This is a genomic window from Paraburkholderia kururiensis (assembly GCF_034424375.1).
In the GTDB taxonomy this organism is placed as follows: domain Bacteria; phylum Pseudomonadota; class Gammaproteobacteria; order Burkholderiales; family Burkholderiaceae; genus Paraburkholderia; species Paraburkholderia kururiensis_A.
This window is the reverse complement of the sequence record NZ_CP139965.1, coordinates 3418611-3431465: the sequence shown is the minus strand read 5'-3', so window position 1 is coordinate 3431465 and position 12855 is coordinate 3418611. Positions and strand designations below refer to the sequence as shown.

The 12855-nt window shown below is 60.2% G+C and carries 8 protein-coding genes and 1 pseudogene; 8 read left to right on the top strand and 1 reads right to left on the bottom strand.

What is annotated here, in order from left to right; translation table 11 throughout:
- Window position 1 precedes the first annotated feature (1 nt).
- The 5 genes from U0042_RS15195 (at window position 2) to U0042_RS15175 (ending at window position 5425) form a co-directional block, all read left to right on the top strand.
- Complete coding sequence (locus tag U0042_RS15195; protein ID WP_419150436.1) at window positions 2–1408, top strand: FAD-dependent oxidoreductase; 1407 nt, start codon at window positions 2–4, stop codon at window positions 1406–1408.
- Window positions 1409–1413: 5 nt separating this feature from the next.
- On the top strand, window positions 1414–2286 hold the full coding sequence (locus U0042_RS15190) for an isocitrate lyase/PEP mutase family protein (protein WP_114815458.1): 873 nt from the start codon (window positions 1414–1416) through the stop codon (window positions 2284–2286).
- A gap of 208 nt (window positions 2287–2494) precedes the next feature.
- A complete protein-coding gene (locus U0042_RS15185; protein WP_114815459.1) occupies window positions 2495–3655 on the top strand; it encodes a porin in 1161 nt (386 codons plus the stop codon).
- A gap of 72 nt (window positions 3656–3727) precedes the next feature.
- Window positions 3728–4477 carry an electron transfer flavoprotein subunit beta/FixA family protein gene (locus U0042_RS15180; protein WP_114815460.1) on the top strand — a complete coding sequence of 250 codons (750 nt, stop codon included), beginning with the start codon at window positions 3728–3730 and terminating at the stop codon, window positions 4475–4477.
- 15 nt (window positions 4478–4492) lie between these two features.
- A complete protein-coding gene (locus U0042_RS15175; RefSeq protein WP_114815463.1) occupies window positions 4493–5425 on the top strand; it encodes an electron transfer flavoprotein subunit alpha/FixB family protein in 933 nt (310 codons plus the stop codon).
- A 129-nt stretch (window positions 5426–5554) separates the two neighbouring features.
- Here the strand turns inward: U0042_RS15175 and U0042_RS15170 are convergent.
- A pseudogene (locus U0042_RS15170) lies at window positions 5555–5713 on the bottom strand (transposase); the annotation flags it as partial.
- Between the two features lie 1370 nt (window positions 5714–7083).
- Between U0042_RS15170 and U0042_RS15165 the strand changes: the two are divergent.
- From U0042_RS15165 to U0042_RS15155, 3 genes are all read left to right on the top strand, one after another.
- Window positions 7084–9759, top strand: a complete 2676-nt coding sequence (locus U0042_RS15165) for a type VI secretion system Vgr family protein (protein WP_198665446.1) — start codon at window positions 7084–7086, stop codon at window positions 9757–9759.
- A gap of 15 nt (window positions 9760–9774) precedes the next feature.
- Window positions 9775–11517, top strand: coding sequence for a hypothetical protein (locus tag U0042_RS15160; protein ID WP_114815282.1), 1743 nt, complete (start codon window positions 9775–9777; stop codon window positions 11515–11517).
- 76 nt (window positions 11518–11593) lie between these two features.
- Window positions 11594–12838: a T6SS immunity protein Tli4 family protein gene (locus U0042_RS15155; protein ID WP_232833641.1), complete on the top strand. Its 1245-nt coding sequence runs from the start codon at window positions 11594–11596 to the stop codon at window positions 12836–12838.
- Window positions 12839–12855: the final 17 nt, after the last annotated feature.

Here is a 12855-nt window from a genome sequence, read left to right as displayed (position 1 = left end):
GATGACATTCGATTTCGCTGAACATCCTGCACTTATTGTCCGTGCTTTCAGGATGCCGGGGGACACGCCAGTCGTTCCCGCTGTGATCGTCGGAGCGGGTGCATGCGGTCTGACTTCGGCCATTCGACTACGCGAAGCCTCTATCGACTGTCTCTTGCTGGAACGCGATGCGGTGCCTGGCGGGTCGACCGCGCTGTCCTCGGGTTTCATTCCGGCAGCAGAAACACGTCTTCAGCGTGCATTTGGTATTCAGGACTCCAAATCCTTGTTCGCAGAGGACGTGATGAAGAAGTCGCATGGACAAGCGGCACCTCATCTGGTTCAGGCTTACATGCACGGCGTGACTGGAGCGATCGACACGATCGAACGTCTGGGCGTCAAGTTCCACATTCTGGACGGCTTTCTCTATCCTGGCCACCGCGCGCGGCGCATGCATACGACGCCAGAACGCACGGGTGCGGCGCTGATGGCTTGTCTGGAGCGTACCGCGGTGGCCCAAGGGGCGGACGTGCTGGTGGAGTCTGTCGTTCGCGAGCTTTGGCTTGACGAGAATGACCGGGTATTGGGCGTCGGTTACGCATCGCCGGACGGCACGATGGCATACGTCGCCTGCGAAGTCCTGATTCTGGCGTGCAACGGATTCGGCGGTAACGCTGCCATGGTGCGTGAACTTCTCCCGGCCATGGCCGATGCCGTCTTCGGCGGCCATATCGGCAATGACGGCTCGGCGATCGCGTGGGGCAAGGCGCTCGATGCGCAGATGGCGGATCTTGGCGGCTATCAGGGACACGGCTCCTGGATCACCCCTCAGGGTGCACTCATGACCTGGGCCGTGATGATGGAAGGCGGCGTGCAGATCAATGCTCGCGGCGAGCGTTTTCACAACGAGAATCTCGGCTACTCCGAAGCCGCGACGGAGGTGCTCGCCCAACCCGGTGCCATCGCCTGGAATGTGTTCGACGAACCGGTTCTGACGCTCGCGCGCACTTTTCCCGACTACGTCGAGGCTGAGAAAGCCGGTGCGCTGCGTATGGCCGAGGATGTTCTCGCGCTGGCGGCCTTGATCGGTTGCGACGTGGCAACGCTTCAAGGAACGCTCAATGGAATGGCCGCCGGTGTGACCGATTCATTCGGCCGTACCTTCAAGCGTTCGCTGCAGAAACCGTACTACGCCGTGAAAGTCACGGGAGCGCTGTTCCATACACAAGGCGGCCTCGATATCGATGCCGAATGCCGCGTGCTCCGCAAGGATGGCTCGCCGTTCCCGAATCTACTGGCTGCCGGTGGTGCGGCGCGCGGTGTATCGGGCAATGAGGTATGGGGCTATCTGTCCGGCAATGGTCTGCTCAGCGCCGTCGGAGGCGGCTGGGTGGCCGGCGCAACGGCTGCGGCGCAAATTCAGGGCTGACCGACATGAAGAACGAAAACTTGAAGGACCAATTGCGCGGAGATCGGGCAGTGCTTGCTCCCGGCATCTACGACGCGTTCACTGCATTGATTGCCGAGCAGGCAGGTTTCGGTGCCCTTTATCTCTCGGGCGCATCGATCGCTTACACCCGTTTGGGCCGCTCGGATGTCGGCCTGACAACTGCGACGGAAGTGGCTGACATTCTGGCGCGCATCACCGAACGCGTCACCACCCCCGTCATCGTGGATGGAGACACGGGCTTTGGAAATGCACTCAATACTCAGCGCACCGTACGCACCTTCGAGCGTGCTGGTGCGGCGATGATCCAGCTCGAAGATCAGACCTTTCCGAAGCGCTGCGGTCATCTGAATGGCAAAGGCGTCATTCCGGCAAGCGAGATGTGCGCAAAGCTGCGCGCAGCACTCGATGCTCGTCATTCGGAGCGAACCCTGATCCTCGCACGCACCGACGCGCTCGATGTCGAAGGCTTTGAGCAAGCGTTGGAGCGCGGCGAGGCTTATCTTGAATGCGGTGTCGATGCGCTCTTCATCGAAGCGCTCCGCACTCCAGATCAGATGGAAGCCGCCTGCGAACGCTTCGCACACCGCATTCCGCTGCTGGCGAACATGGTGGAGGGCGGCAAGACACCCGTGAAGAGCGCTGACGAATTGAGTTCGATCGGCTTCCGGATCGTGATCTTCCCCGGAGGTACGGCGCGTACGGCAGCCTACATGTTTCGGGAGTACTACGGCAGTCTGCACGAAATGCGTACCACGCTGCCCTGGCAGGATCGCATGCTCGATTTCAATGCGCTAAATGAATTGATTGGCACTCCAGATCTGTTGGCATTAGGCAGGAAATATGAGAGCGGAACCTGATTGGAAGCAAAGTGGCGAGGTGGCGCCACTTGGCCGATATAGCGAGCTCGGCCGCCGGCTCTGACACGCACATAAGCCTGTAGACAATAAAAGCAGCACCATCGCGATCAAATAGAACTAGTCGCGGCTCATGCATTTTTCATGCAGTAATTTTCGCCAAAAAACGTAGTACTACTAATTGACAAGACCAGATGAAAGGAGCCTTACGATGAAAAAGTTCGCTTTGACCGTTTTGGGTATGGTGCCTTTGGTTGCTCATGCACAGTCGTCGGTGACACTCTACGGTATTCTGGACGAAGGTTTGCAGTACCAGAGTAACGTGGAGGGCGGCAAGAGAGTGTCGATGGACTCGTTGTCGGGTCCGTTCGGCAGTCGCTGGGGTATCACCGGCGCGGAAGATCTGGGCGGTGGTGTTCAGGCCATTTTCACCGCTGAATCGGGTATCAACATGCCGAACGGGCAGGCGGCGCAGGGCGGAACCCTGTTCGGTCGCCAGGTGTTTGTCGGCATCAAGAGTGCGAAGTACGGTAGTGTGACCCTGGGGCGGCAGTACGACATGGTCTTCTACTTTCCCGAATTCATCTCCGGCTATGCGCTGATGGGCGGCCCGACTTCGGTGCATCCGGGCGATCTCGACAACGCGGCAAACTCGATTCGCTGGAACAATACCGTCCGCTATATGAGCCCGTCGTTTCATGGTCTGACGTTCGGCGGCTTGTACAGCCTCGGCGGTGTGGCGGGTAACTTCACTTCGCAAAGTGGCTATTCGCTGGGCGCCGGTTATACAAGTGGCGGCCTCAAGGTCGCAGCAGCGTACGAGTTTTTCAAGAACCCCACATCTACGGCGGGCAAGGGGCTGTTCACCGATAACCAAAGCGGGGCTTCGACTCTGAGCGGTTCGCTCAACTCGGGATACCAGGTCGCCCAGTCATATCAAGTGGCGATGTTTGCCGCTACCTATGCGATTACCGACAAGTGGACGATCGCCGGTTCATATTCGAACACCGAATACGGAAATCTCGGTGGAAATTTTCTCAATAGCGAAGCGAAATTCCACAACTTCGATATCGCCGTTTCGTACAAATTCAACCCGTTTCTTTCGACGGGACTGGACTATAACTACCTGAAGGCCGATGCTGTGGGTAAGGTCGGCAATAGCGACGTGGGCAACCAGCATTACAACCAGATTGCTTGGGCAACGAACTACACGTTGTCGAAGCGCACCGATCTATACGGTTCGATCGGCTACCAGATTGCATCGGGGACGAATTCGCTCGGGCAGAGCGCGGTGGCGAACATCTGCAACCTCGGTGATTCATCAACGAACAAGCAGGTGCTCGTTCGACTGGCTATTCGTCATCGCTTTTGAAGTTCAGGCGTCGAGCAACCTCCTGGCCTGCTGCGCCTATGCGATCGTTAATAATTCAATGAGCTTGCTGATATGAGAGTCCTTGTTGCAGTAAAACGGGTTATCGATCCGAATGTGAAAGTCGGCGTGAAGTCGGACGGCTCCGGAGTCGATATCGGGAACGTCAAGATGTCGATGAACCCGTTCGATGAAATCGCCGTGGAAGAGGCCGTTCGTCTGAAAGAGGCGGGCTTGGCGACGGAAGTCGTCGTCGTGTCGTGCGGTGTCCCGCAAGTACAGGAAACCTTGCGTACGGCACTCGCGATCGGCGCGGATCGCGCAATTCATATTGCCTCGGAAGCCGATCTTCAGCCGCTGGCCGTTGCCAAGCTGCTCAAGGCTCTCATGGACAAGGAGCAACCCTCGCTGATCGTGCTGGGCAAGCAGGCAATCGATGACGATTCGAACCAGACCGGGCAGATGCTGGCCGCTTTGGCGAACCTGCCACAGGCCACGTTCGCCTCGAAGCTCTTGATCGTCGATGGAAAAGTCATCGTTTCGCGTGAAATCGATGGCGGCTCCGAAACATTGTCGTTCTCTTTGCCAGGAGTGGTGACAACGGATCTGCGCCTGAATGAGCCGCGCTATGTGACACTGCCGAACATCATGAAGGCGAAGAAAAAGCCCCTGGAGACGATCAAGCCAGACGACCTGGGGGTGGATGTGACGCCACGTGTGAAGACGCTGAAGGTTGCGGAACCGGCGAGGCGTTCCGCCGGCATCAAGGTGCCGGACGTTGCGACGCTGGTCGAGAAGCTCAGAAACGAAGCGAGAGTGCTGTAAATGGAGCAGAAGAAAATGACGAGTCTGGTTATTGCCGAGCACGACAATCAATCGATCAAGGCTGCTACGCTGAATACGGTTGCCGCAGCGCAACAGATAGGCGGTGACGTGCACGTCCTGGTTGCCGGCTACAACGCACAGGCCGCCGCTGCCGAGGCGGCGAAGGTCCCTGGTGTGGCGAAGGTACTGCTTGCCGACGCGCCGCAACTCGAACACGGGCTTGCCGAGAACGTCGAGGCGACGGTGCTGGCTGTTGCGAAGCATTACTCGCACATCCTCGCGCCCGCCACGGCCGCGGGCAAGAACGTCGCGCCGCGCATTGCCGCGAAGCTCGATGTCGCGCAGATCAGCGACATCACGGCGGTTGAATCGCCGGACACGTTCGAGCGTCCGATTTATGCGGGCAACGCCATTGCGACGGTTCAGTCGGCCGATCCGGTCAAAGTCATCACGGTTCGCACCACGGCGTTCAATGGGGTGGCACCCGTTGGCGGCAACGCCGCCGTCGAGCGACTCGAAGCGGCGGCGGACAGCGGGCTGTTGCAGTTCGTGAGCCGCGAAGTCACGAAGCTGGACCGTCCCGAACTCACGAGCGCAAGGGTGATCGTCTCGGGCGGGCGTGGTCTCGGCGGCGGCGAGAATTACACGAAGATTCTCGAGCCTCTTGCTGACAAGCTCAACGCCGCGCTCGGTGCCTCGCGTGCGGCAGTGGACGCGGGCTTCGCGCCGAATGATTACCAGGTCGGCCAGACCGGCAAGATTGTCGCGCCGGAGCTTTACGTTGCGGTGGGCATTTCGGGTGCCATCCAACATCTAGCGGGCATGAAGGATTCGAAGGTGATCGTCGCAATCAACAAGGACGCGGAAGCGCCGATCTTCAGCGTCGCCGACTACGGCCTCGTCGAAGATCTGTTCACGGCCGTCCCCCATCTTGCCGATATGGTCTGACCAGGCGTGGTGTTCCGCGTGGAGGCGAGGCGCGCGAACGTGTGAAAAAGTCCGCCGCAAATTCGCTTGCATCATGGCACTGTTTACTGGGGGCCGCTCAGCACTCTTGTTGAGGGCCGCGAAGTGGACAAGCATAAGCACGGTGAATACGACGAAGTGCAGGCCGGCCAAGGTTTCGGGCAATCGCTCGTAATCTCTGGCCAGCCGCCGGAAGCGGTTCAGCCAACCGAAACTGCGTTCGACCACCCAGCGACGTGGCAACAGAACAAACCCTTTTTTCGCTTCCGGCAGCTCAGGGGTGTTGATTTGCACTGAGTCCTGACCCCCCGGGGGGTCAGGACTCAGTGCAAATCAACATGATCGCTGCGGGTCGCGTAGCGATGGCAACATGTGCTGGCACGATATGCAAAGTGCATGAGTCGAGGAGCAGCCAGTGCCTTCCGCTCAACCCAGCCATACAGCGGCCACTCGAATGGCTCGTCCTCTCCGAAACCTGCCGAAGGCTCCAGGCGTACGTTCGACCATAGCCGGCGTTCGGCAATGGACCAATCGAGAGGCAATTAACGACTGCTTCAGGCTGTCGTTCGACATCAAGTAACGTTGCCGCGCTGAAGGAACTGGAGGGGATGCGGATTCAACCTCGAAGGCCTTGAGATCAAGCCCGAGCCCCCTCCCCTGGCGAAGACCCCTGGCCGGAGTGAAACCCGGCCAAGCGTCGACGGTGGCGCTTGTGCTCAGAGCAGCCGGGCAAGGGCAGGGCCGATGAAGGGCCAAGCACCACCGCAGAACATAGCGAGGGTGCTCCATCCAGCTGCTTCCGCTGTCCAGAACCAGTATTTTCCTGCGGTTACAGGTTCAAGCGCCCGCTGCGGATCGAGCTTTTCGCTGTCGAGCGCAACGATACGCGAGAAAAACCTCTCTCTCGCGTCGCAAATGCCCCTGCGAATTGGCATACATGTTCAGCAATGCGCACACTAGTCCGAATGCAAAAAGGGCCGCAGATGGGTATGCGCCCAGATAAATCTTCGCAGCGCTATCGCTGGCATAAATTGCTGAGACGCCCGCTAGACCAGCAGTGTTGACGAGTGCGAGTGTCCGTACCGTTTCAAGGTTCCATGTTTGGAAGGCCGCGAGGAGTTGCGGTCGCCATTCAACCAAAGCTTGCCGCACCAGGCTACGGTGATGATTGTTGGGTGGGGGTTCTGTGCTCATGGCATGGTGAGAAGATAGCTGGCTGCGGAAAGCGTACCGCAGTTGATAGGAGAGCCACGATAGCCCAGTCTTCAGCGATTTAACGGGTTCGACATATGCTCGATTGGATTGGCGCAGGCTACCGCTGATGATCAGCGCCCTTTATGCGACGTGGATATCTCCGATTTTAGTGGCAGTCGTCCAACGATAATTAACATTTCCAGGTATGAAGAATTGATAAAATCGCGAGCGCCTACCGGGGCATGGTGAAGTCTTATCAAGACGGGGTGATTGCATGGACACGCAGCGGATATCGGTAAACGCAAGATTCCCGTAGCGGGACGGTCTGGCGTTTCAAAAAAGGCCGCCACCTAGGCGGTTTCCTAAAAAGTTCATCCTTCCGGCGGCAAAACGGGGCGTCCCCAAAGGCGCGCTTCGTTGCCGATGAGATCATGCCGATATCGTCATTGACTCCCGCCTCGAACCCGCTGGCGGGGCTTTCGGATGCGTTCCAGCAGTTCGACCAGCTGCTGTCGAAGTTCACCCAGTCGCAACGGCTGCTCAAGACGCAGTTCGCTCCCGACGCCGGTCTGCCCGCCAACGCGTTGCTGCCTTACCGGCTGACCGGCAGCGAAGGCATCTGCGAACCGCTTCATTACCGGCTGCAATGCCTGTCCACCGACATCCGGTTGCCCCTCAAGGCGGTGACCGGCGTGCCCGTCGCGTTCCAGATCACCGACTTCACCGGCAGCAGCCGCACCATCTGCGCCATCGTGACCGGCGTGGACCAGCTCGCGTCCGACGGTGGCTTCGTGCTCAGCGAACTGACGTGCGAGGATGGCCTGTCCATCCTGCGCGAGCGGGTCACGTGGCGCGTTTTTCCGTCGAAGTCTGTCGTCGATATCACGAACGACATCCTGACCGCCCACATCCAGGGCAACAGCGTGCTCGCCGGCGCATTCAGGCTGGATACCGGCAGTCTCCAGGAAAGCTATCCCAAGCGCGCCTTCACGATGCAGGCTGGCGAGAGCGATGCCGCGTTCCTGATGCGCCTGTGGCGGCAGGAAGGCATCAGCTGGTATTTCTCGCACTCCATCAACGATGGCTGGCCGGTGCACACGCTGCACCTGGTCGACAATCCGCATTCGTGGAAGGACAACCCGGCCGGAACTGTCCGGTTCCATCGCGCCGATGCCACGGAGAAGGACGATACGGTCACGTCGTTCCGGGCGCATCGCAGCGTGACGTCGGGCGGTGTGCTGGGCGGCTCGTCCGACTACCGCACCGGCCGCGTCCAGCAGGTCGAGGAAAGCAGCATCCAGGATCAGGGCAAACACGGCAAGGCACTCAGCGCAACGCTGACGCAGTACCACTACGACTCGCCCCACGTCGCGGACAGCGGCGAGCACTACCGGCAGATCAACCGCCGTCGCCAGCAGGCGCACGAGCTGCGGTCGAAGTACTTCTCCGGCGAGAGCGTGGTGCGCGCGTTCAGTGGCGCGGCGGGTACCGTGTTCTCACTGTCCGGCCACGTCGAGATCGACCAGCATCCCGCCGCGCAGCGCCGGTTCGTGCTGACTTCCGTCGAGACCGAGGTCCACAACAACCTGCTGCCGCAGTCTCCCGGGGACGCCCTGAAGGGCGCCGACCAGAACGAGCCGGGTTACGTGAACCGCTTTCGCTGCGTCCGGGCGGACATCCCGGTTGTGCCGGAATACGATCCGGCCAGCGCACCGTCTGTCGGCCCGATGACGGCGCGCGTCGTTGGCGCGCCGGGGCTGGAAATCGACGTGGACGAACAAGGCCGGATCGCCGTGCAGTTTCCCTTTGCCCGGCAGGAAGAGCACCCTGTCGCGGGCGCGAGCGGGACGCCGCGCGATTCCGCACGTATCCGGTTCGCACCACCCTGGGCCGACCAGCAGGCCGGCGCCGCCCTGTGGCCCCGTGTCGGCAGCGAGGTGCTGATCCTGTTCCAGCACAACGATCCCGACAAGCCCATCGCGATCGCCAGCCTTCACGGAGCGAACCACGCCCCGACGCAGTTCTCCGGCGCAGGCAGCCTGCCCGGCAACGCGGCGTTATACGGCATCCGTTCGAAGGAAGTGGGCGGCGTCGGATATGGCGAACTGCTGTTCGACGACACGACAGGCCAGACGAAGACAAAGCTCTCGTCCGAGTACGGAAAGACCCAGCTTAACCAGGGGTGGATCGGTCATCCGCGGGCGGAAGGCAAATCCGACAAACGCGGTGAAGGCTTCGAGCTGAGAACCGACCTCTCGGGTGCGATCCGCGCGGCGCAACTGCTCATTTCGACCGATGTTCGAGCGAACGCGACCGGCAAGGTGCTGGACCGGCAGGAGCTGATCGGCCAGCTGGAAGCGGCGCTTGCCATTGCAAAGCAGCTCGCCAGCCTGTCGGAAACGCACGAGGCCGACACGACGGACACCGGGCCGCAGCAAAAGCTTGTGGACCAGATCAAACAGTGGGACAGCGGCCAGCAGGACGGTGCCGCCATTGCGATGAGCGCGCCCGACGGCATCGCGCTGTCCAGTCCGCACAACGTCGTGGCTTCTGCCGGGACGCACATCGACGTCACCGCCGTCCAGGACGCCAACATCAGCGCGGGCCGCAGGATTCTGCTGCGTGCGGCACAGGGCCTGTCGGCGTTTGCGAAAGCCGGGATGAAGCTGATCGCCGGAACGGGCGACATCACCGTGCAGGCGCAACAGGGCAAGGCTGAAATCGGCTCGTCCGAACGGTTGCATCTGTATTCGCTCAAGGAACTGCTGATCGAGGCGCCGAGCGTCGTGATCAAGGCCAACGGCGTCACGTATTCGCTGGCGGACGGGAATGTCCTTGCCTCGTCGAGTGGCACGCACAAGATCGAATCGGCGGGCTTCTCGCATACGGGCGGCGGCGGTGGCAGCCCCGACCTGCCGCACATGCCTGCTTCCACCATGAAGACCGACGAGAAGTTTGCGGTGGCGACGCGCAACGGCCGCGCCTACACGAGTCTCCAGCACCAGGTCGAGGACGAGACGAGCGCCGTGCGGGATGCGGGCAAGCTGGCGACCGATGGCGCGAACCAGAACATCGTGCAGGATGCGCAAATCCGGCCGCTGACGTTAATTCCAAAACTCTAACTTTCGACTGGCGACATGAGCACCTCCACAGCAGAAATGGATGCACAGACCGCAGTCCACCAGAAGGCCCGCCGTCGCGTGCCGCTGCAGTTCGACGAGAATGGCGATCCGTATTTCGGGAGCGTGACGAGTCCGGAGAGCTTCAAGATGCGGGCGCTGTGCGTGATGCCGCCGCGGCACGTCATTCCCGTGATCTTCGTGCCGGGCATCATGGGCAGCAACCTGTGTTCGAACGGCAAGAACCAGAAGGAGGGAGCGAGTGCGTGGACGCCACCTAACGGCATATGGCAGGGTCTTGGCGAAGTCCGGCGGCGCAGCAGCCAGACGCCGGCGAACCGCCAGCAGCAGATGTCGCCGGATGCGGTGAAGGTCGACAATACCGGTCCGGTCCATGTTCCCCGCACCCTGTTCACGCTGACGGAAAAGGAAGCGAAGCGTCGGGGATGGGGCGAAGTGCATCTCGACAGTTACGGCAAGGTGCTGGCCGAACTGGAGATGGGGCTCAACGAGCAGTACAGCGACGCGGGGACGTCGGACCACAGCCTGCTGCCGGTGTGGCAGATCGCAAAAACGCTGAAGTACAGGAACGAGGATGTCCGCAAACACTGGAACCCCGTCAATCCAGACCTGCAGCCGTTGAGCGACGATGAATTCACGCGCCTGGACTACTACTACTATCCGGTATGGGCTTGCGGCTATAACTGGCTCGGCAGCAACGAAGCTTCGTCCGACCAGCTTGTCGCCCGGATTCAGGAAGCACTGGACTGGTACGCGAAAGGCAAGTACTGGATTCCCGTGGGCAAGGTCATCATCGTGACGCACTCGATGGGCGGACTCGTTGCCCGACGTGCTGTCCAGAAGGCGCAGGACAGGATTCTTGGCGTCGTGCATGGGGTGCAACCGGTGGGTGGCGCGCCGGTGGTGTATCGACGGATGCGCGCGGGCGTCGAGACGAACGGATGGTTTGACCTTGCCGGGATGGCAGCCGCGGCGGTATTCGGCTGGAGCGCGGCCGATATCACGTGCGTGATGGCGAACTCGCCCGGTCCGCTGGAACTGTTGCCGACAAAGCATTACCCGCCGGGCTGGTTGCGGTTTGAGCAGAACAGGGGTGGGAAGACGAAGGAATTGATGCCGGCGCTGCCGCTGGCCGATCCATATACCGAAATTTATGCGAAGCGCGTACAGGACGTGTGGTGGGGAATGATCGACGAGACGCTCATCGACCCGGCGCATCTCACTTCCGGCAACGACAGGGCACCGTTCATGCAATACAAGCGGGTTCTGAAGACGGCGATGGACTTTCACGAGGCAGTGAAGCTCGACTGTCATCCCGTTACGTATGCGCACTACGGGAGCGACCCAAAGCAGGTGTCGTTCGGCAAAGTCGTATGGACGACGACGGATGACGTCGGCTCCGATGCGTTGACGGGCCTGGCTATGTCAAAGGCACAATCGTTTACCTTGTTCGGAAAGTCGACGCTTCTCTTTGGCGACCAGAAGTTGACGTTGAAGCTGGAGGGGCATGAGTCTCCGACGGAGCAGGACAATACAAACGCGGGTGACGGCACGGTTCCCCTTTCGTCAGGCGCACTGATCTCCAAAGCAACACCTGAACCGAAGGCTTTCAGTATGACCGGCTTTGATCACGCCGCGAGCTACAAAGACGAGAATGTGCTGAACAACGTCCTGTATTGCCTCGCGAAAATTGCGCAGCTGGCACCTGCTGTCAGCACGCTGCCTTCCACCAAGGGATGACATGTTGGGACGATCGGTTCTGCTGGCTGTTGGTGCCAGCCTGATTTCATCAATCTGCTTCGCGAAAGAGCCTGTGATGAGCAACGTCAAAACGTATTGCTTTGGCCGCTATCTGGTCGATCTCCCCGCCGATGCAGTAGTAAACGGGCAAGCCTACCAATATATGTTCGGTCAGATTGATTCCGAACCCACCAATATCGACCAGAAGGGTTTTTCTGACATGCTCGCGAGGCGCTCCGATAGCCTGAAGTCAACGAGCGAGCTTAAAGGTCGTACGCTCAAGGGTGTTGTTTCGAACGGTCCAACAGCCGAAGCGCTCATAACGTCCGAGAAGATTTTTGGCGAAGACAACTACGGTTTCGAGGCGTACTGGTTCACGCCTCATCGTCTGTTCACTCTCAAGACGCAGGACATGGAGCAGTCCACTTTTCAGGCAAAGGTGCTGCCGCGGTTGAAAGAGCGATTGCTACCGAGTCTTCACGCAAGGAGTCGCGACGACGTCCCGTCACAACCCGGCTTCTGCCTCAAAGACGGCTTCATCGCCGACGATGGCAAGACCGCACAGTACGAAGAAGCCGGCATCAGCTTCAAGTTTCCGCAATGGCCAGGAATACTGGTATCCGTCAACTCGTCAACCGTAACGAAGCTCGGAGAGCCAAAACTGCTCGAGCGGATGGCGCAGGTGCCCATTCCTGATGCGTACAAGAGCTTGATGAGCGCAATCCACGATATTCGAAAAGGTACGCGGGTCGCAGCTGGCCGGGAGGGCGAGGAAGTCCTGTCGACGGTACCTACCGACGGCGGCTACCGGCTTCACCAGTTCCAGTGGGAAGCGCAGGGCAGCAAGATCAACGACCCGCTCGATCCCACACTGACTGTCGAATTCGAAAGCGGGATGACTCGTATAGACGGCCAGCCCGCGCGTCCCAAGCTTTCGGACGAAGAAGCCGTTCGCCTGTTCGACGCCGTAGTCAATTCGATACGGCTTCGTCCCACGGGCGGTAGCGGCAAAGTGTCGGGCATTGAACCGGTCCCGACGCTTCCGCTCGGAACGCTGGCGCAAACCGGCAGCGTCTGCCCTCAATCCGGGTGGTGGACCTGTCCCGAAGCCAACGGTCAAGAGATTGTCGGCGGGACGCGTCAGCACTTCGCCGCGGGCACGGTAATGCCGCAGGTTCGTGTCATCAGCCGTACGGCTTTTCTTGATCGCATGCTGGGCAAGCAGCAGGAGCACGCCGTCAATACGACCTGGAAACTGGTCGGCTTTGACGAAGAGCCGCCGACGGAAACGCCTGGCGACTCCGCGCCGAACGAAGCTTGAACGTGCGCGAGGACGCA

Excerpts from the sequence above, each read along its gene's own strand:
- U0042_RS15190 (WP_114815458.1), top strand. The coding sequence starts at position 1,414 with ATGAAGAACGAAAACTTGAAGGACCAATTGCGCGGAGATCGGGCAGTG.
- U0042_RS15185 (WP_114815459.1), top strand. The coding sequence starts at position 2,495 with ATGAAAAAGTTCGCTTTGACCGTTTTGGGTATGGTGCCTTTGGTTGCT.
- U0042_RS15195 (WP_419150436.1), top strand. The coding sequence starts at position 2 with ATGACATTCGATTTCGCTGAACATCCTGCACTTATTGTCCGTGCTTTC.
- U0042_RS15155 (WP_232833641.1), top strand. The coding sequence starts at position 11,594 with ATGAGCAACGTCAAAACGTATTGCTTTGGCCGCTATCTGGTCGATCTC.
- U0042_RS15160 (WP_114815282.1), top strand. The coding sequence starts at position 9,775 with ATGAGCACCTCCACAGCAGAAATGGATGCACAGACCGCAGTCCACCAG.
- U0042_RS15180 (WP_114815460.1), top strand. The coding sequence starts at position 3,728 with ATGAGAGTCCTTGTTGCAGTAAAACGGGTTATCGATCCGAATGTGAAA.
- U0042_RS15175 (WP_114815463.1), top strand. The coding sequence starts at position 4,493 with ATGACGAGTCTGGTTATTGCCGAGCACGACAATCAATCGATCAAGGCT.